Source organism: Stenotrophomonas sp. TEPEL, from assembly GCF_004348785.1.
Lineage (GTDB): Bacteria > Pseudomonadota > Gammaproteobacteria > Xanthomonadales > Xanthomonadaceae > Stenotrophomonas > Stenotrophomonas indicatrix.
The window spans coordinates 3282354-3299390 of record NZ_QQXJ01000001.1; the positions used below are offsets into that span (position 1 = coordinate 3282354).

At 63.6% G+C, this 17037-nt stretch carries 18 protein-coding genes and 6 tRNA genes; 6 read left to right on the forward strand and 18 right to left on the reverse strand.

The window, feature by feature from the left end:
* Nucleotides 1-76 precede the first annotated feature (76 nt).
* The 9 genes from clpX to TEP_RS19855 form a co-directional block, all read right to left on the reverse strand.
* The gene (gene clpX, locus TEP_RS15025; RefSeq protein ID WP_025878143.1) at nt 77-1366 is read right to left on the reverse strand and encodes an ATP-dependent Clp protease ATP-binding subunit ClpX; all 1290 of its coding nucleotides are present in this window, start codon (nt 1364-1366) and stop codon (nt 77-79) included.
* Nucleotides 1367-1492: 126 nt separating this feature from the next.
* Nucleotides 1493-2119: an ATP-dependent Clp endopeptidase proteolytic subunit ClpP gene (gene clpP, locus TEP_RS15030; RefSeq protein ID WP_025878142.1), complete on the reverse strand. Its 627-nt coding sequence runs from the start codon at nt 2117-2119 to the stop codon at nt 1493-1495.
* Nucleotides 2120-2195: 76 nt separating this feature from the next.
* Entirely contained in the window at nt 2196-3491 is a 1296-nt protein-coding gene (gene tig / locus TEP_RS15035; RefSeq protein WP_132825809.1) for a trigger factor, read from the reverse strand.
* Between the two features lie 191 nt (nt 3492-3682).
* A tRNA-Leu gene (locus tag TEP_RS15040) sits at nt 3683-3767 on the reverse strand.
* 123 nt (nt 3768-3890) lie between these two features.
* Nucleotides 3891-4217 carry a hypothetical protein gene (locus TEP_RS15045; protein ID WP_132825810.1) on the reverse strand — a complete coding sequence of 109 codons (327 nt, stop codon included), beginning with the start codon at nt 4215-4217 and terminating at the stop codon, nt 3891-3893.
* A 472-nt stretch (nt 4218-4689) separates the two neighbouring features.
* Nucleotides 4690-4765, reverse strand: a tRNA-Lys gene (locus TEP_RS15050).
* Nucleotides 4766-4916: 151 nt separating this feature from the next.
* Nucleotides 4917-4992, reverse strand: a tRNA-Lys gene (locus TEP_RS15055).
* 79 nt (nt 4993-5071) lie between these two features.
* Nucleotides 5072-5148, reverse strand: a tRNA-His gene (locus TEP_RS15060).
* Between the two features lie 645 nt (nt 5149-5793).
* A complete protein-coding gene (locus TEP_RS19855) occupies nt 5794-6180 on the reverse strand; it encodes a hypothetical protein (RefSeq protein ID WP_206140223.1) in 387 nt (128 codons plus the stop codon).
* A 72-nt stretch (nt 6181-6252) separates the two neighbouring features.
* On the opposite strand from TEP_RS19855, the gene TEP_RS15070 reads away from it, so the two are divergent.
* From TEP_RS15070 to TEP_RS19965, 4 genes are all read left to right on the forward strand, one after another.
* A complete protein-coding gene (locus TEP_RS15070; RefSeq protein WP_132825811.1) occupies nt 6253-6942 on the forward strand; it encodes a S24 family peptidase in 690 nt (229 codons plus the stop codon).
* A 972-nt stretch (nt 6943-7914) separates the two neighbouring features.
* Nucleotides 7915-8235 (forward strand): hypothetical protein, encoded by a 321-nt coding sequence (locus TEP_RS15080; RefSeq protein ID WP_132825812.1) that lies wholly within the window; start codon nt 7915-7917, stop codon nt 8233-8235.
* A complete protein-coding gene (locus TEP_RS15085; protein WP_132825813.1) occupies nt 8232-8453 on the forward strand; it encodes a hypothetical protein in 222 nt (73 codons plus the stop codon). Before TEP_RS15080 ends, TEP_RS15085 begins: the two co-directional genes overlap by 4 nt.
* 19 nt (nt 8454-8472) lie before the next feature.
* Nucleotides 8473-9612, forward strand: a complete 1140-nt coding sequence (locus tag TEP_RS19965; RefSeq protein WP_240790713.1) for an integrase — start codon at nt 8473-8475, stop codon at nt 9610-9612.
* An 85-nt stretch (nt 9613-9697) separates the two neighbouring features.
* Here TEP_RS19965 and TEP_RS15095 read toward each other — a convergent pair whose 3' ends face one another.
* The 4 genes from TEP_RS15095 to TEP_RS15110 form a co-directional block, all read right to left on the reverse strand.
* Nucleotides 9698-10117: a hypothetical protein gene (locus TEP_RS15095; protein WP_132825814.1), complete on the reverse strand. Its 420-nt coding sequence runs from the start codon at nt 10115-10117 to the stop codon at nt 9698-9700.
* An 8-nt stretch (nt 10118-10125) separates the two neighbouring features.
* Nucleotides 10126-10320, reverse strand: a complete 195-nt coding sequence (locus tag TEP_RS15100; protein WP_132825815.1) for a hypothetical protein — start codon at nt 10318-10320, stop codon at nt 10126-10128.
* Nucleotides 10321-10710: 390 nt separating this feature from the next.
* Nucleotides 10711-10787: transfer RNA gene (locus tag TEP_RS15105), tRNA-Arg, on the reverse strand.
* A gap of 39 nt (nt 10788-10826) precedes the next feature.
* A tRNA-Pro gene (locus tag TEP_RS15110) sits at nt 10827-10903 on the reverse strand.
* Between the two features lie 181 nt (nt 10904-11084).
* On the opposite strand from TEP_RS15110, the gene TEP_RS15115 reads away from it, so the two are divergent.
* Both TEP_RS15115 and TEP_RS15120 read left to right on the forward strand, forming a co-directional pair.
* Nucleotides 11085-11843: a Bax inhibitor-1/YccA family protein gene (locus TEP_RS15115; RefSeq protein WP_025878135.1), complete on the forward strand. Its 759-nt coding sequence runs from the start codon at nt 11085-11087 to the stop codon at nt 11841-11843.
* A gap of 95 nt (nt 11844-11938) precedes the next feature.
* On the forward strand, nt 11939-12571 hold the full coding sequence (locus TEP_RS15120) for a flavin reductase family protein (protein WP_132825816.1): 633 nt from the start codon (nt 11939-11941) through the stop codon (nt 12569-12571).
* 4 nt (nt 12572-12575) lie between these two features.
* Here TEP_RS15120 and TEP_RS15125 read toward each other — a convergent pair whose 3' ends face one another.
* From TEP_RS15125 to TEP_RS15145, 5 genes are all read right to left on the reverse strand, one after another.
* Nucleotides 12576-13337, reverse strand: coding sequence for a sulfite exporter TauE/SafE family protein (locus TEP_RS15125; RefSeq protein ID WP_132825817.1), 762 nt, complete (start codon nt 13335-13337; stop codon nt 12576-12578).
* Nucleotides 13338-13364: 27 nt separating this feature from the next.
* Nucleotides 13365-14273, reverse strand: coding sequence for a LysR family transcriptional regulator (locus TEP_RS15130; RefSeq protein WP_132825818.1), 909 nt, complete (start codon nt 14271-14273; stop codon nt 13365-13367).
* Between the two features lie 53 nt (nt 14274-14326).
* The gene (locus tag TEP_RS15135) at nt 14327-15070 is read right to left on the reverse strand and encodes a cysteine hydrolase (protein ID WP_132825819.1); all 744 of its coding nucleotides are present in this window, start codon (nt 15068-15070) and stop codon (nt 14327-14329) included.
* Nucleotides 15071-15201: 131 nt separating this feature from the next.
* Nucleotides 15202-15612 (reverse strand): hypothetical protein, encoded by a 411-nt coding sequence (locus tag TEP_RS15140; RefSeq protein ID WP_132825820.1) that lies wholly within the window; start codon nt 15610-15612, stop codon nt 15202-15204.
* 131 nt (nt 15613-15743) lie between these two features.
* Nucleotides 15744-16748 (reverse strand): isocitrate dehydrogenase, encoded by a 1005-nt coding sequence (locus TEP_RS15145; protein WP_132825821.1) that lies wholly within the window; start codon nt 16746-16748, stop codon nt 15744-15746.
* Nucleotides 16749-17037: the final 289 nt, after the last annotated feature.

A 17037-nucleotide genomic window follows, 5' to 3' on the forward strand; every position in this document is an offset into this window, starting at 1 on the left:
GCCCCGTTATGGGGCCATCGGCTTTCAGATGCAAGACGTTCCGAGAAAATTCTTTCTATTCAACAGGTTGAAAGAATCATTCGGCGCCAGCGGCCTTCTGTTCAGGGACCGGCGGGGTCTGGTAGATCAGGTACGGCTCGGACTTGTGCTCGATCACCGATTCATCCACGACAACCTTGCTGACGTTTTCCTGCGACGGCAGGTCGTACATGGTGTCCAGCAGGACCGATTCGACGATGGTGCGCAGGCCGCGGGCGCCGGTCTTGCGCTTGAGCGCCTTCTTGGCGATGGCCGACAAGGCGTCCGGACGGAACTCCAGCTCGACGTTCTCCATCTCGAACAGCTTCTTGAACTGCTTGGTGATGGCGTTCTTCGGCTCGGTCAGGATGCGGATCAGGGCCGGCTCGTCCAGCTCCTCCAGGGTCGCGACCACCGGCAGGCGGCCCACGAACTCGGGAATCAGGCCGAACTTGATCAGGTCTTCCGGCTCGACTTCGGCCAGCACCTTGCCCACTTCCTGCTTGCGCTCGCTGCTCTTCACCTTGGCGCCGAAACCAATGCCGCCGGCGTCGTTGGAGCGCTGCTGGATCACCTTGTCCAGGCCGGCAAACGCACCGCCGCAGATGAACAGGATGTTCTTGGTGTCCACCTGCAGGAATTCCTGCTGCGGATGCTTGCGCCCACCCTGCGGCGGAACGCTGGCCACGGTGCCTTCGATCAGCTTCAACAGGGCCTGCTGCACGCCTTCGCCGGACACATCGCGGGTGATCGACGGGTTCTCGCTCTTGCGCGAGATCTTGTCGATTTCATCGATGTAGACGATGCCCTGCTGTGCCTTCTCGACGTCGTAGTCGCACTTCTGCAGCAGCTTCTGGATGATGTTCTCCACATCCTCGCCCACGTAACCGGCTTCGGTCAGCGTGGTGGCGTCGGCCATGGTGAACGGCACGTTGAGCAGGCGGGCCAGGGTCTCGGCCAGCAGGGTCTTGCCCGAACCGGTCGGACCGACCAGCAGGATGTTCGACTTCGCCAGCTCGACTTCGTCGTTCTTCTGGCGGCTCTCGATGCGCTTGTAGTGGTTGTACACGGCCACGGCCAGGGTCCGCTTGGCGCGGTTCTGTCCGATCACGTACTGGTCGAGCACCTCGAGGATCTCGCGCGGCTTGGGCAGCGAACTGCGCGCCGACTGCGCCTTTTCCTCAAGCTCCTCTCGGATGATGTCGTTGCACAGCTCCACGCACTCATCGCAGATGAACACGCTCGGACCGGCAATCAGCTTGCGCACTTCATGCTGGCTCTTGCCGCAGAAAGAGCAGTAGAGGATCTTGCCGGTGTCCGTGGAACGACCTTGGCGGTCTTCGCTCATGCTTCGCTTACCCAGTTACCCCACCCGCTGAACGGGGGTTCGATTCGAGAATAACACAGGGCCGGAGGGACATCAGTCCACCCGACCCTGCAGGAACGGGGCCTGCCATGGCCCCGTGAGTGCCGGTCAGCCGGCCTGGATCGACTCTTCCGGACGACGCTCCAGGACCTGGTCGACCAGGCCGTAGGCGACCGCATCGACCGCGCTCTTGAAGTTGTCGCGCTCGGTATCGCGCGCGATGGTCTCCAGCGACTGGCCGGTGTGCTTGGCCAGCACTTCGTTCAGGCGCGCACGCAGGGTCAGGATCTCGCGCGCGTGGATGTCGATGTCGGTGGCCTGGCCCTGGAAGCCACCCAGCGGCTGGTGGATCATCACCCGCGAGTTCGGCAGCGCATAGCGCTTGCCCGCCGCACCGGACGCCAGCAGCAGCGCGCCCATCGAGGCGGCCTGACCAACGCAGATGGTGCTCACGTCCGGCTTGATGTACTGCATGGTGTCGTAGATCGCCATGCCGGCGGTGACCACGCCACCCGGCGAGTTGATGTAGATGCTGATGTCCTTTTCCGGGTTTTCCGCTTCCAGGAACAGCAGCTGCGCCACCACCACGTTGGCCATGTGATCGTCGATCGGGCCCACCAGGAAGATCAGGCGCTCCTTCAACAGGCGCGAATAGATGTCGTAGGCACGCTCGCCGCGGCTGGTCTGCTCGACCACCATGGGAACCATGTTCAGGGCTTTGGTTCGGTTGTCCATTTCGTGAGGTACCTATCTTGGGGGGAAACACCCCCGCGCCAGGGCTGGCGCGGGGAATCCGGGGATCCGCCCGAAATTACTGGCGGATCGCGTCCTGGAACGACAGCTTTTCTTCAGTGTGCTGGGCGCGCTCGGCGATCCAGTCGATCACCTGCTCTTCCATCACGCGGTTCTGCAGGCCAGACATCAGCTGGGGGTCGTTGCGGTACATCTCAATGACCTGTTCCGGCTCTTCGTAGGTCGAGGCGATCAGACGCATCGTTTCATTCAGGCGCTTCGGGTCCAGGCGCAGGTCGTTGCTGCGGGCCACTTCGCCGACCACCAGCCCGACCAGCACGCGCTTGGCAGCAGCGTCCTTGAAGCCTTCGTGGGCGTCGGCCGGGATCTCGCCCGGGTTGCGGCCACTGCGGCGGATCTGCTCGACCTGCTGGGCCAGCATGGCGCGGGCTTCGTTCTCGACCAGGCGCGGCGGCATTTCCACCGACGAATAGGCCGCGATCAGCTGCTCGCCGACTTCACGACGCAGGCGGTTCATCAGCGCGCCCTTCAGCTCACGCTCGAGGTTGGCGCGGATGTCGCTGCGGAACTGCTCGACGTCGCCACCCTTCACGCCGAAGCTCTTGATGAAGGCTTCATCGACGGCCGGCACGACCGGCTCGGACACGTCGCTGACCTTCACGGTGACCTGCACGGTCTTGCCCGCCAGCGCCGGCACGCGCCAGTCAGCCGGGAACGCGACGTCCAGGGTCTTCTCTTCGTCCTTGGCCATGCCGACCAGGCCCTGCTCGATGGTCTCGAACATCATGCCCTGGCCGAGCACGATGCTGCCCTTCTCGGTGCCTTCGGCCGGCAGGCGCTCGTCACCGGCCTGCGACCAGGTTTCCAGTGCGACCAGGTCGCCGTCCTGCGCGGCACGGGTGACCGGCGACCAGCTGCGACGCTGCGTCTGCAGGTTCTCGATCATCTGGTCGATGTCGGCATCGGTGATTTCGGCGGTGTGGCGCACCACGGTCAGCTTGCTGACGTCGATGTCACCGAAGTCCGGCACCACTTCAACGGTGGCCACGAAGGAGAACTCACCCTCGTCACCCTTGTCGATGCGCGGGCTGCCGACGATGCGCAGGTCGTGCTCACGCACGGCGGCATCGAAGGTTTCGCGCAGCAGGCCGTCCAGCGCCTCGCCACGGACCTGCGCGCCGAAGCGCTGCTCGATCACCCTGGCCGGCACTTTGCCCGGACGGAAACCCTTGATGCGGGTGGTGCGGGCGATTTCGCCCAGGCGGCCGTTGATGTGGCTCTGCAGACGGTCTTCCGGCAGCGAGAAGCTCAGGCGGCGTTCCAGGTTGCCGATGGTTTCGATCGAAGCTTGCATGTTGACTCCTGCCACCGGTGGCGCCCTGGCCCCCGGCTCGATGATGGATGAAACGGTTGTAAGGACACGACGTCGATGACGCGCCTGCTTGCCGCAGCCCTTTAGTTTCGCCCAATTCGGGCGGCGCCGCCAGCACGGCCGGGCGCAGGGGTTGACGCGGAATGCCCGACTGGGCGGGGGACGGGCCGGCCTGGTGCGAAAGGGGGGACTCGAACCCCCACGCCTTGCGGCACTGGAACCTAAATCCAGGGCGTCTACCAATTCCGCCACTTTCGCGTGGCCGGCTCAGGTGTTCATTGTTGCAGGCGGGGGCGGAAAGCGGAAGGCTTCCACAAAACTGAACAGGAAAATTACCCTTTGGAGTCGGCCCGGGCGCATCCCGCCCCAGGCCGATCCGGGTCAGCGGACGACCGGCGCGGGCTTCGGTGCTTTGCCTGCAGTGCCGCCAGCCGCATCGTCGCTGGGCGTTTCCAAGGTGGCGCCATCGGCGGACTGCGTCATTTCAACCGCGCCGACAGGCAGCGCCTCCCCTGTCGCCCCGGTCGACTGCGTGGCGTCGCGACCCTCCACCGGCTGTGCCGCGATGTGGTCGACATCCGCAGGTCGCTCGACCGTGCGCGCGTAGTCCGGTGCAGCGGCGGTGGCCGCCTCGTCCGCCCTGCAGCCTGACAGCGCGATCACCACCAGGCCGGACAGCATCACGCCCGTGCTCTTGTTGAACGTCATCGAAGCACTCCTCATGCATGCGCCTTCGGCGCGGAACACCTATTGGGAGCGATGCCGGCAGCAACCGGTGAGAAGCAGCTCACAGCATTGAACATGCTGATGACGCATGTGACGCTGATTTCAGCCACGCTTCAGTAGATCCACGCCATGCGTGGATTGGGCATTCCGCAGCGCCTTCATCCACGCATGGCGTGGATCTACCGACGCTGCCGCAGGCAAGAAAAAGGCCACTTGGCGGACCAAGTGGCTTTCGTCTGGTGGGCTGTCAAGGATTCGAACCTTGGGGACGCGGCTGCGCATTCGCGCTGCCGCCCCACGCGCTGCTGCGCACCGCGCGGGCCCCTCTCACCAACACCCACATCCCCCCGGCTTCGCCGCGCCCCCTTGACTCAAGCGGGCTGTCCTCCAGCCGGCTCCACGCCAGCGGAGACATAAAGAAAAAAGCCACTTGGCGGACCAAGTGGCTTTCGTCTGGTGGGCTGTCAAGGATTCGAACCTTGGACCTATTGATTAAGAGTCAACTGCTCTACCAACTGAGCTAACAGCCCGAAATCGGGGGGCGAATTATGACCCGATCCGCGAGGGCGTTGCAAGCACTTTCTTCAACGTCGTTGAAACAAGCACTGCAACCGGCGATCCATCGCGAAGGGTTACATCTTGAAGAAAAAAGCCACCGGGCGGACCCGATGGCTTTTGTCTTGGTGGGCTGTCAAGGATTCGAACCTTGGACCTATTGATTAAGAGTCAACTGCTCTACCAACTGAGCTAACAGCCCTTGAAACTCAGGCGCACATTATAGCCGGCGACCTGTCTATTGCAATACCGTTTCGGCGATGCCGATGCGGTTGAATCAGTGGGGTGGCTGAGGGGATTCGAACCCCCGACCACCGGAATCACAATCCGGTACTCTAACCAACTGAGCTACAGCCACCACTGAAACTTTCGCTTCACCGCCGATGCTGCCGACGCTGAAGCTTGATACGTTGCCCGAGGACTGTCACCGAAGTTCAGGTCCGCCGAAGCGAGTCCGACATTCTGGTGGAGTCTGCATGCTTTTGCAAGCACTTCTTCACATCCGCCAGCTACGTTCCGGTGTCGCACCAACCAATGGCGCGCCCGGCAGGAATCGAACCTGTAACCGTCGACTTGGAAGTCTGCCTGACTCTGGATGCGAATCAAAGACTTGCTTTGCCTTCATTTCTGGAGCAGGCACTTGCACAGCAAGGGCTCGGTGGCGAGGTTGCTGGAGGCTCTGCGCCTGCGACGGCGACCATCGGGCCCCTACCCATCCAACCGAACGGCGGCGGCTGCATGCTTGCCTTGGCCAGCCTATTGGCGCGCCGCCTTCTCTTGCATCCACTCGGTAAGCAGTTCTGCGATGTCCCTCATTACCGATTCACCTTCGAGCTCGCGCAGCTTCGCGCGCAGGTTCTCCTGGTGCATCGACTTGCCGCAGCGGTCGGCCCGGGCGGCGCAGGATTGGCGCCATGGAAATCAGCAACTCAGGGAAGACGGCCAGGGATGGCCTTGCAGGCGCTGTCGACCGAGGCGATGCGGTTCGCGTCAGGGTCATGGATCACGGGCGCAAGGACGGCGGCGGCTCTTCGATGCCGAGCAAGCGAAGCACCTGCGGAATGCTGGGCACCTGATCCTCTTCCGCCCACGCCTCGACCAGCTCTACCCGCAGTTGCAGCATCGTGGCCAACTGCGTGTCGTTGTTCAGGCCCAACTTGGCGCGCAACTCGCGCTTGCTCAGGCGCTTGTCCGAAAAAGTTCGAACTACAGCAGCGGCCGTTGCGCCAAAGGCTTCCGGCTTGAGCAGCTCGAGAAATTGCCTACGGGCCGGAGGGATTCCCTTGGAGCGCCACTCGCTCACGGAAGGCGACTTGATTTGGCAAATGCGGGCCACCTCGGCGGTACCACCCAAGCGATCGATGATCTCGGAAGCAGTAAGGTTGTTCATGCGGAAAGATTAGGACTAGCTAATTATTCAGTCAACAGCCAGTCCTAACCCAACTGCAATTAGCCTTTCCTAATGACTACTCTCGCCGAACGACTCACTCTCGCCGTCAAGCACGCCAAGATCACCAAAGCGGAGCTTGCGCGCCGGGTCGGAATATCTGCCCCCAGTGTCAACGGTTGGTTCAGCGGCAAGGCCAAGTTCCTACGAGGGGAGAACCTGTTGGCAGCGGCCAAAGGTTTGGGCGTAAGCGAGACCTGGTTAGCCACAGGCAAAGGACAGATGCTGTCGGGCACAGACCCTGCGGAAGGGATCTCGCCAGTCCGAGAGTTTGAGACGCCACCCGGCTATGCTCGCTTCGACTTGTTTGAAGGGGGTGCGGGGATGGGAGCAGGGATGGTCAACCAGGACTACCCGGAGGTAGTGAAGACCATCGAGGTCGCCGAATGGGAGGTGCGCAGGAAGCTCGGCTACCTGCCCCAGCCTGGCCGCATCCAGCTCATCACTGGCCGGGGGCCCTCCATGCGCCCCAAGCTGGAGGACGGCGACATTGTGTGGATCGACACAAGCTGTGACTGCTTCGACGGCGACGACTACTACCTCATCAACATAGGGGGCCAGACGCAGATCAAGATGCTGCAGAAGCGCGGCGACGGGCTGTACGTGGTCAGCGTCAACACTGACTTCCCAGCCTATCGACCTGATCCCGGCGAAGTAAGCATCCTAGGCAAGGCGCTGATCCACGCAGGCCTTCGGAAGTTCTAGGCTGCGCCTGAAGCAGCGCAACAAAAAAGCCCTGCTCTAGCCGAGCTTTTTTTGTACCTTCTTTTAAGACTTGGTGTCCCGAGCAGCATCGCTGTCTTTTTTGGGCGCCTTCTTCCGGCTTGGCGCCTTCGACATCGAAGTAGGCAGTGAGTCCTCATCCCTAACGTCGAGCTTCACATCCTCAGCATTGCATTGATCGCCAACGACGCATACATCTGGCGAACTCGATCCGCGAGAAGCTCTCCTTGAACATCCGAAGTTTCCGAACCGAATGCGCGACTTCCTTGAAGGAGCGCTGTTGTTCGCCGGCCCGATGGCCGCGCCTGTGGAGTTCATCGCCGTCGAGAACTCGAAGCCACATGGCTTTGCAATGAGCGCGCTGGGCCGGCCGACGCAGACCGTGCAGCCTAAGACTCCGGCAGTCCCTTCGCCAAGGGTGCAACGCTCTGGCTGAAGAACCTGCCGGCGCTGGTGGCCAGCCACACGAAAGCGCAGTTGATCGAGCCGCACGGAAAGACTGACCCGGCAGGCGGCCCCGTCGCCGCCGAGCAAGTGCGCGCCTGGGCGGACATCCTGATGGTCGAGCTTTACTCAGCTCACGGGGCCGCTGGGAGTACCGCCACGCGGACGACTTCGCGCCGGGCTGCTGGGCCGAAGCGAACGCCGAACAGGTCTACTACGGCCCGCAGCGTGGCCTGATCATTCGCGCTCTGTTCGAAAAGCCGCGCGCGCCGCAGCCGGAGAAGGAGCACGTGTTCCAGAACCGCACCTGCACCGTGTGTGGCGACCCCGAAGACTGGGCCGGCCCTGACGCAGCCGGCTTCCGTTCGACCCGCGCTGGATGCTGCAGCCGCTGCAGTGGCTGCGTGATGCACCGCCACACCTCAACCACTACGACAGGCGTCACAGGTCCAGACAGGCCGCTTTCCTGCTGGAAAAGCTGGAAGCCCACATTACGGAGTGCGAAAAGCCATGACTCAGAAGCAGATCAGCCATCCCGAAGGCTTGCCCAACTGCGCTGCCGGCCACCGCGCGCGCCACATCCACGACGAGCGGCGGGCGAGCGCCGGCGGTGGTCACCTTGTCGAATGCTGCTGCAGGTCCACCCGTAAGCACCCGGATGCCGACGCGGCCTTGCGCGACTGGCGCCGACTGAACCAGCCCGTGCGCAGCGCGCGCACCGCGCCGGCACCAACGGCATCCGACAACGTCCTGCAGTTCAACCTCGGCCTGGCTGAGCCGGCAGGGAGACGCACCCGCGCACGCGCCAACGTGCAAGGAGGTTGCCCGTGATCGGTGAAGTTCTACAGTTCCGCGATCTGCAGGAGCTGTGTCGGCCGGGTAAGCGGCCGCGCTTGGCCACCGTCGAGCGCTGGGCGAGGCTGCGGAACATCCGAGTGCAGTACGACGGTCAGGGCGGCATCTGGACCACCACTGCCGCCCTCAACGAGGCACTTGGCCTCACCACCTCGGCTTTCGAGAACGAGAGCTACCCCGCTTCGCTGATCTGAAAGGACGCACAGCAGCATCATGGCTAGACCGCGCAAGGCCGCACCCAACCTGCCGCCGCACATCGACCACACCTTGCTGCCGGTCGGGATCTACTGGGATCCCACCGGCCGCGGCAGGTGGTACGTACGCCCCCCCCACGAGGAAGGCTACGGCTATCGAAAGAAGACCGTTGCCGGCCCCACCGCGCGCATGTCCGACCTGCACGCGATCATGGAAGCGCGCCAAGGCGAAGCGCAGCGAGGTACGGTCGCGGTCGTGATCGACCGGCACGCGGAGAGCCTGGCGTTTGCGCAACTGAAGCCCTCAACACAGGCGGGCTACAAGGACTATGCCGGGGCGATCAAGGCCTACCCGCTCAAGAACGGCACCACCCTGGGCGAGGCCACCGTGGACAGGCTGACGCCGGGGTTCATACGGCGCTTGATCGACGTGATCGCCCAAGGTCGACCTGGGCAGAAGCCCGGCGATCCCGCCATCCCCGGCTATCCGACGAAGGCAAACCACTGGCTGCGCTACCTGCGGCGGGTGTTCGGCTGGGCTCGCGAACACGATCATGTCACCACGAACCCAGCAACCGGCATCAAGCAGGTGAAGGAAAAGGGCGATCACCGGATGCCGGACGTGGATGTGTTCCGCCGGGTTCAGGCCTACGCCAAGGAATGCAGCGCGCGCGGGCCTCGAGCGAAGGGCGCGGTGCCGGCGTACCTGTGGGCGGCGATGGAACTGGCCTACCAAGCGCGTCTGCGTGGCATCGAAGTGCTCACGTTGACCGACGCTCACGTGGACGGCGAGATGCTGCGTACGAACCGGCGCAAGGGCAGTCGTGACAACCTGGTGCGCAAGGGTGCCCAAACCGAGGAAGCCATAGCAATGCTACGGGCGCGGCGGGCGGCGATATGGGAGAAGAACGGGGGGGGTGATTCCGATCCGGGCCGAGGACCGCTATCTCTTCGTCAGCCAGGACGGGGAGCGGTTGACCGAGGACGGTTGGCAGACTGCCTGGGGGCGCATGATGCGCAATGCGGTGAAGGACGGCGTTCTGAGCCAGGACGAGCGGTTCGAGCTGCACAGCCTGAAACACCGAGGTGTGACGGATACCAAGGGCGACAAGAAAGCGGCCAGTGGGCACAAGACGGACGCGATGATGCACGTCTATGACCACTCACTGCCGCTTGTGCCTGAGTCGGGTTGCTAAGGTCTATCCTGCAAAAAGCCCCGCCGAGGCGGGGCCAGTGCACATCTCTTACTCTGGATCGTCTTGCTTCTTCTTAGCCAAGCCATAGCCGCCTGCAGCACCAGCCGAGATCAGGATGACGGCTTTCACAAGTTCGATCGCTACATCCTTATGCCCCATTGCCAATGCAGCACCGATGAGGCCCGCGAGGATGAGTGCCATAATTGCGATCAGCCAATACCTATCCCGGCGTTCGCCGCGCTTGCATTCACGCTCGTGCTTCCGATCACGCTCTTGTGCAGAGAGGGCTTCTCGGCTGAATTGGAAGGCGTTCGCGTCCTTCTGCTTCTCGATCTCAAGTTCGCGTGACTTGATCTCAAATTCCCGGACCTGGTTCTCCAAGATCTGCTCAAGCAGCTGCATTTCTTGGCTGGGCTTCCCTTGATGCCCTTCAGGCTCCGGCTTCCCTGCAGGAATTGGATGGTTCATTCAGTCACTCATCCCACTTTGTAGATTGGGGTCTTGTAGTGGACGATGATCCGACCAAAGTCATTACGGCCGAGCTTTGGCGGCGCGATTTCAGTGGATCGAATGGAGGACTTCTCAGCCTCGCTAAGCTTCAGGTAGCGCGAGACAGAGATGACCTCACTACTGACCGGATAAGCGGTCATCGGCTCATTGGGGCGCTTCATCTCTATATCTCCAAGATTCAACAGATCAATTCGTCTGGTGAAGGTGTCGGCCGATTCAAACGGGGCTCGACGGGCGAATCCTAACACCTAGGTCGGCAAAAAAGTGGCACCAAAGTTCACTTACAACAACTTTGAATCACTGGAATTCATCGTTCTTCACTTGCACACGTATCATCAAATGTGAGACGACAACATGTGGAACACTCCGTGGAACAATGGCGCACTTATGTCCGTCATATGAGTATTAGACGGTCACGCGCGCTAAAAGTTCATTGCAAACGGGGTGCCATTGGCAGCAACCTTACGAAGGTCGGCCACGCGCATTTCCGGAGCAAATTCCGGAGAATGCTGTTTCCAAGACGATGATTCAACTTAAGCCATTGATTTAAATGGCGCGCCCGACAGGAATCGAACCTGTAACCGCCGGCTTAGAAGGCCGGTGCTCTATCCAGTTGAGCTACGGGCGCCCGAACCGGAACGGCGTCCAATCCGACGTGACGTGGGATTGGTCGGGGTAGAGGGATTCGAACCCCCGACATCCTGCTCCCAAAGCAGGCGCGCTACCAGACTGCGCTATACCCCGGTGTTGCAATCCCCTCGGGCATGGACCCGGGGAGCTGGCCATTGTGGCCAAGCGCCGTGCGAACTGTCAACGCGCAATGCCTGCCCTGCCCCGCCATGACCACGGCTTACGCAGTCATCGGCTATGCTCGCAGCCAGCGGCCGGATGGCCCAATCGCCCCCTTTTCGCACGGAGACCTCGCATGCGCAGCGGCAACCCGGCTCTTTCCGAGTCGACCTTCCTCGATCTGGCCAGTGGCTCGGTGGTGACCAGCCCCGACCAGGCCATGACCCTCAATGGCACCGTCAACAAGACCGGCTTCCTGCTGCTGCTGACCGTGCTGACCGCGGCCTTCGCCTGGAACCAGACCGTGGACGACTACGGCCAGGTGATGGCCGGCGCCAAGCTGTACGCCATGGGCGGGGCGATCGGTGGCCTGGTGCTGGCCCTGATCACCGTGTTCAAGAAGGAGTGGTCGCCGGTCACCGCACCGCTCTATGCGCTGGTGGAAGGCCTGTTCCTGGGTGCCATCTCGGCCGTGTTCAACATGAAGTTCCCGGGCATCGTGTTCCAGGCCGTGCTGCTGACCTTCGGCACCCTGTTCGCACTGCTGTTCGCCTACCGCAGCGGCCTGATCAAGGCCACCGAGAACTTCAAGCTCGGCGTGGTCGCCGCCACCGGCGGCATCGCCCTGCTGTACCTGGCCTCGTTCGTGCTGGGCTTCTTCAACATCAATGTGCCGGTGATCCATGACGCCAGCTGGCTGGGCATCGCCTTCAGCCTGTTCGTGGTGGTCGTGGCCGCGCTGAACCTGGTGCTGGATTTCGACTTCATCGAAACCGGCGTGGCCCAGCGCGCGCCGAAGTACATGGAATGGTATGGCGCATTCGGCCTGATGGTGACCCTGGTCTGGCTGTATGTGGAGTTCCTGCGCCTGCTGTCGAAGATCCAGCAGCGCTGATCCAGTCCATGCCGTAAACGACAAGGCCGCGGTCCGTCGGGATCGCGGCCTTTTTTGTAGCGTCGAGCACGCTCGACTCCCGCGGAAACACGCCCATGGCAGACCCCATCCCTCCCCGCTTCCACAGCTATCGCCCGGCCGATGGCCATCGCCTGCCACACGATCCGTTCAACGCCATCATCGGCCCGCGCCCCATCGGCTGGATCTCCAGTCGTGATGCCGAAAGCAATGTGAACCTGGCGCCCTACAGCTTCTTCAACGCCTTCAACTACACGCCGCCGATCATTGGTTTCAGCAGCCAGGGGTGCAAGGACTCGCTGCGCAACATCGAAGCGACCGGCGAGTTCGTCTGGAACCTCGCCACGTTCGATCTGGCCCAGGCAATGAACGAGAGCTGCCGTGCGGTCGCGCCGGAAGTGGACGAGTTCGTCCTGGCCGGGCTGACACCACTGGCCTCGGAGCAGATTGCACCGCCGCGCGTGGCCCAGAGCCCGGTGAGCATGGAGTGCCGCTGCACGCAGATCGTGCGTCTGCGCGACGCGGCCGGTAACGACACCAATGGCTGGCTGGTACTAGGCGAAGTGGTCGCCGTGCATATCGATACGCGGCTGCTCGTCGACGGCATCTACGACACCGCAGCGAGCGACACCATCCTGCGCGGCGGCGGACCGGCCGACTACTTCCGCATCACCGCCGACCAACGCTTCCGCATGCTGCGGCCCGCCTGACCCCTCATCCCGCCATCCCACGGGACAGCAGCAACGGCAGCGACGAGGCCAGCATGGCCACGCCGGAAGCGGTCAGCAGGCCGAGGACGATCTGCCGGAAACGCGCCTCACTGATACCGATATACAGCTTCGCCCCCAGCAGCGTGGGTACCAGCATCGCCGGCGCGACAATGGCGAAGTACGGCAGCATCTGCCGGGTGACCATGCCGGTACCGACATAGGTGGCCATGGTCACTGCCAGCATCGCCAGATTGAAGTTCTGGATGACCGCGCGCTGCTCGTCCTTGCCGAAGCCCCGCAACGTGCTCCACAGGGTCGGCACCGGCCCGGCGAAGCCACCGATGCCACTGAGCACACCACCGGCCATGCCGGCCAGCGCGTCGCCGAACCGGCCGCCAACGGTGACCGGTGGCAACGAACGCGCCATCAGCATCACCGGGCACCACAGCGCCAGGAAACCTCCCAGCAGCGCCTTGAACCAGGCCATGTCCAGCTGCGGCAGCACCAGCACGCCAAGCGGAATGCCCGCCAGCCCACCGAGCACGAACGGCAGCAGCAGGCGCAGGTTGAAGCCACGGCGCACGGTGAACAACGCCAGCAACTGGCCAACCAGCGCGCCGAACACCGACAGCGTCGCCGCAAGCCGGGGATCCAGCCCCCACGCCCAGAACGACATCGCGACCATGCCGAACGCGAATCCCGACAGGCCCTGCACGAACCCCGCGACGATCGCGCCCAGCGCGACCAGCAGATACACCGGCTCCATCCCCACTCCTCACCACTGCCGTGCGACTTACCCTGCCGCAGCCGACGCTGCAGCGTAATGCGTGGCGAGATGATCGACCAGCGCGCGCACCTTCGGCGCCAGCGCACGCGCATGGGGATACAGCGCGAAATAGCAGCGAGTACCACCGTGCCAGCTGGGCAGCACGCGGATCAAGCGGCCGGCGCGAAGATCTTCCTGCACCGTAAGCGCGGTGAACAGACTGATGCCCATGCCGGCCAGCACGGCCGCATACAGCGCCGGCGTGGCGTCCACGCGCAGTCGTTGGCCCGCTTCCACGCTGACGATGACACCGCGCGGTCCGTGCAGCTGCCACGGCGTCATCGCCGCAACAGGGTTGAACCCCAACAAGGTGTGGTTCTGCAGGTCGGCCACCTGTCGAGGCAGTCCCTGCCGGGCGAGGTACGCCGGTGCTGCAACCAGGATGCGCGGACATCGCGCCAGTTCACGGGCGACCAGTTGACTGTCAGGCAGGGACGGCGCGATGCGCAGGGCGAGGTCGAAGCCACCGCCGACCACATCGACCAGCTGATCGTCGGCCGACAGTTCCAGCGCCACCTGGCGATAGCGCGCCAGGAAGCCAGGCAGCCAATGCGGCAGCTCCTGGCTGGCGACCACCTGCGGCACGCTGACCCGCACGCGCCCGCTGGGCTGGGCCTGGCCGGCCCGCGCACGGTCATCGGCGGCCTCCAGCCGGTCAAGCAGCGCCACCGCCTCGCGGTAGTAGTCGCGCCCGGCCTCGGTCAGCGACAGCCGTCGGCTGTTGCGATCCAGCAGCCGCACCTGCAGGTGCTCTTCAAGTTGACGCAACTGCCGCGACATCGCCGAATGGGTGGTACCCAGCCGCTCGGCGGCGGCAGTGAAACTGCCGGCGTCGACGATCGCGCGCAGGGCTCGCAGGGCAGCAAAATGGTCCATCGGCAGCGCGCTCCAGTCGGCGGGGCCCGCAGGCTGCGGACCCCGCCAGCTTATCAAGTGCCGCTACCTGCCTTGCGCACCGGCAGGGCCAGAATCGCCGAGGTGGTCATGACCTCGCCAAAGGCATCCTCGATCTGCGCCAGCGACGCCTCATGCAATGCGCGATGGCCGATGGTCCCGCCATTGGCCAGATCCAGATCACGGCTGGCAGAGGCATCGGAAGCCACGATCACCCGGTAGCCGCGCGGCGCCGCAGCAGCATCGCGTGCAGCACCGGCAACGCAGGCATGGGTCTGCAGCCCGGTGACGATGAGGGTGTCGATACCGGCATCCTTCAGCACCTTGTCCAGTGCCGCTGCCGAGGCACCGGCGAACACGCTGACGTTGTCCTTCTGTACCACGGTCTCGCCCTTGCGCGGTTGCATGTCACGGTGGAATGCCGCGTTGACGCTGCCCTCTGCAAACAGCGGCGCGCCTGCCGGCAGTACGTGCTGCACATGGATCACGCGGATGCCGTTGGCATCAGCGAAATCGACCACGCGACGCGTCTGCCGCAGGGCCGCCACGCCATCGGGAATGACCATGCGACCACCGGCGAAACCGGGCGCGGCGCTGGCGTCGAAGTACTCGTTCTGGAAGTCGATCACCAGCACGGCCGTCTTCGCTGCGTCGAGCGAGGTGACGGCCGCGGCGCCGGCCATATGCCGGATGGTGGGGTGGACAGGCTCGGCGGCAACAACCGGGGCGGTGGCAGCCATGCCGATCAGGCCGGCCAGGCCGAAAGCAGTGAGGTTCATGGTCAAGCTCCTGTGCGGTGGAAAGTGGGCACAGGATGAGGAGCGGAAGGCGCACGAACCAGCCACCGGCTGGCACACGATCTGTGCACGATTTGCACAGATCACTTTCATGGCGTTGAGCTTGCGCGATGCTACGAGGTCAGCTTTTCCCCGTTGAGCCGTACGATCATCGCGTACTCGCGCCCGAGCACGACTTCGGCGGTATTGCTACCGGCGCGCACGGCATGCTGCAGGCCGGCCGGATACTTCACCGGCACGCCAGCCAAGGTGTGGACATGACGGGGAGGCGCATTGGCGCTCCTGATGACGAATTCCGCGCAGGCCCCTTCCAGCAGGAGAACCGGCGCCCCTGCCGGAAACTCGATCAACTGCAGGATGCGCTCCTCGGACCGCCGCATGCTGCGGACGGGTGCCCCCTCCCTGCGCAGGCGGCGCAGCGCGCGCTGCGAACGGGACCATGGCCAGTAGAAGACGAAGTAGATGGCTACACCCAGAACGTAAACAGCAGCAGCCACCAGGATCCACACAGCCGTCTCAGGCATCCATAAAACCCTGTCGGTGAAAAACGCGCAGCTCAAAAACGCAGACGGGCCGTACTAGGACGGCCCGTCTGCCACTACCCGAAGCCCTGCGGGAATCTGCCTGCAACGATCCCCAGCAGGACAGCCGCCGCTTACAGGCGGCTGGCGATCGCCCTGGCGAAGCCCATCGTGTTGCCGGTGCCGCCGAGGTCGCCGGTCAGCGAATCCTTGGCTTCCATCGTGGCGACGATGGCCTTGCGCAGGCGCTCGGCGTTCTCCGGCTGGCCGACGTGATCGAGCATCTGTGCCGCCGCCAGCAGCAGGGCGCACGGATTGGCCTTGCCCTGGCCGGCGATGTCCGGCGCGGTGCCGTGCACGGCTTCGAAGATCGCCGCGTCCTTGCCGATGTTGGCACCCGGGGCCAGGCCCAGGCCACCGACCAGACCGGCGCACAGGTCGGAAATGATGTCACCGAACAGGTTGGTGGTGACGATCACATCGAACTGTTCCGGACGCATCACCAGCTGCATGCAGCAGTTGTCGACGATCATTTCCTGGAACTCGATGTCCGGGTACTGCGCGGCGACTTCGCGCGCCACGGCCAGGAACAGGCCCGAGGTCGACTTGATGATGTTGGCCTTGTGCACGGCGGTGACCTTCTTGCGGCCGGTGCTCTTGGCCAGCTCGAAAGCGTAGCGCACGATGCGCTCGGAGCCCTTGCGGGTGATGCGGGTGCCGGAGAAAGCGGTCTCGCCGTCGGCCGACACTTCCTGGCCTTCGGCCAGGTACGCACCTTCGGTGTTCTCACGAACGGTGATCAGGTCGACGTTCTCGAAGCGCGACTTGGTGTTCGGGAAGGTGTGGGCCGGACGCACGTTGGCGTACAGGTCGAAGTGACGGCGCAGGCTGACATTGATCGAGGTGAAGCCGCCACCAACCGGGGTGGTCAGCGGGCTCTTCAGCGCGACCTTGTTGCGCGCGATCGATTCCAGGGTCACCGCCGGCATCAGGTCGCCGTGCTTCTCCAGGGCCACCAGGCCGGCGTCGGCGTCTTCGTACTCCAGGCCAGTGTTGAGCTGGTCGAGCACGAACAGGGTGGCGTCCATGATTTCCGGGCCAATGCCGTCGCCGCGGATGACCGTAATTTTCTGCGTCATTGATCGATGTTCCGAACAGGGGGAAAAACGCCGTCCGGACGTGCCCGGAAACGCCGGCGCAAAGGAAGTTTCACCCGCAATTATGCCTTACCCGGCTCGGAGACCCCAAATAGGCAATTAGTCCGAGCCGGGTAAGGCAGAATTGCCCGCGCATTCCTCCTCTACCCCCGCCTGTCGGCGCGCCCCTTCAACAAGAAGGGGCTCCTGGGCTGGGAGATCGCGGGAGAGGCCCCCGCGCAGACATTGACGAGATAGTGCCGGCCGCTGGCCGGCAACCTCTGCCGATTTG

What these genes read in the sequence shown, in the direction of transcription:
- clpX (WP_025878143.1), bottom strand. Translation starts at nt 1,366, where the DNA reads ATGAGCGAAGACCGCCAAGGTCGTTCCACGGACACCGGCAAGATCCTC.
- clpP (WP_025878142.1), bottom strand. Translation starts at nt 2,119, where the DNA reads ATGGACAACCGAACCAAAGCCCTGAACATGGTTCCCATGGTGGTCGAG.
- tig (WP_132825809.1), bottom strand. Translation starts at nt 3,491, where the DNA reads ATGCAAGCTTCGATCGAAACCATCGGCAACCTGGAACGCCGCCTGAGC.
- TEP_RS15045 (WP_132825810.1), bottom strand. Translation starts at nt 4,217, where the DNA reads ATGACGTTCAACAAGAGCACGGGCGTGATGCTGTCCGGCCTGGTGGTG.
- TEP_RS19855 (WP_206140223.1), bottom strand. Translation starts at nt 6,180, where the DNA reads ATGAACAACCTTACTGCTTCCGAGATCATCGATCGCTTGGGTGGTACC.
- TEP_RS15070 (WP_132825811.1), top strand. Translation starts at nt 6,253, where the DNA reads ATGACTACTCTCGCCGAACGACTCACTCTCGCCGTCAAGCACGCCAAG.
- TEP_RS15080 (WP_132825812.1), top strand. Translation starts at nt 7,915, where the DNA reads ATGACTCAGAAGCAGATCAGCCATCCCGAAGGCTTGCCCAACTGCGCT.
- TEP_RS19965 (WP_240790713.1), top strand. Translation starts at nt 8,473, where the DNA reads ATGGCTAGACCGCGCAAGGCCGCACCCAACCTGCCGCCGCACATCGAC.
- TEP_RS15095 (WP_132825814.1), bottom strand. Translation starts at nt 10,117, where the DNA reads ATGAACCATCCAATTCCTGCAGGGAAGCCGGAGCCTGAAGGGCATCAA.
- TEP_RS15100 (WP_132825815.1), bottom strand. Translation starts at nt 10,320, where the DNA reads ATGAAGCGCCCCAATGAGCCGATGACCGCTTATCCGGTCAGTAGTGAG.
- TEP_RS15115 (WP_025878135.1), top strand. Translation starts at nt 11,085, where the DNA reads ATGCGCAGCGGCAACCCGGCTCTTTCCGAGTCGACCTTCCTCGATCTG.
- TEP_RS15120 (WP_132825816.1), top strand. Translation starts at nt 11,939, where the DNA reads ATGGCAGACCCCATCCCTCCCCGCTTCCACAGCTATCGCCCGGCCGAT.
- TEP_RS15125 (WP_132825817.1), bottom strand. Translation starts at nt 13,337, where the DNA reads ATGGAGCCGGTGTATCTGCTGGTCGCGCTGGGCGCGATCGTCGCGGGG.
- TEP_RS15130 (WP_132825818.1), bottom strand. Translation starts at nt 14,273, where the DNA reads ATGGACCATTTTGCTGCCCTGCGAGCCCTGCGCGCGATCGTCGACGCC.
- TEP_RS15135 (WP_132825819.1), bottom strand. Translation starts at nt 15,070, where the DNA reads ATGAACCTCACTGCTTTCGGCCTGGCCGGCCTGATCGGCATGGCTGCC.
- TEP_RS15140 (WP_132825820.1), bottom strand. Translation starts at nt 15,612, where the DNA reads ATGCCTGAGACGGCTGTGTGGATCCTGGTGGCTGCTGCTGTTTACGTT.
- TEP_RS15145 (WP_132825821.1), bottom strand. Translation starts at nt 16,748, where the DNA reads ATGACGCAGAAAATTACGGTCATCCGCGGCGACGGCATTGGCCCGGAA.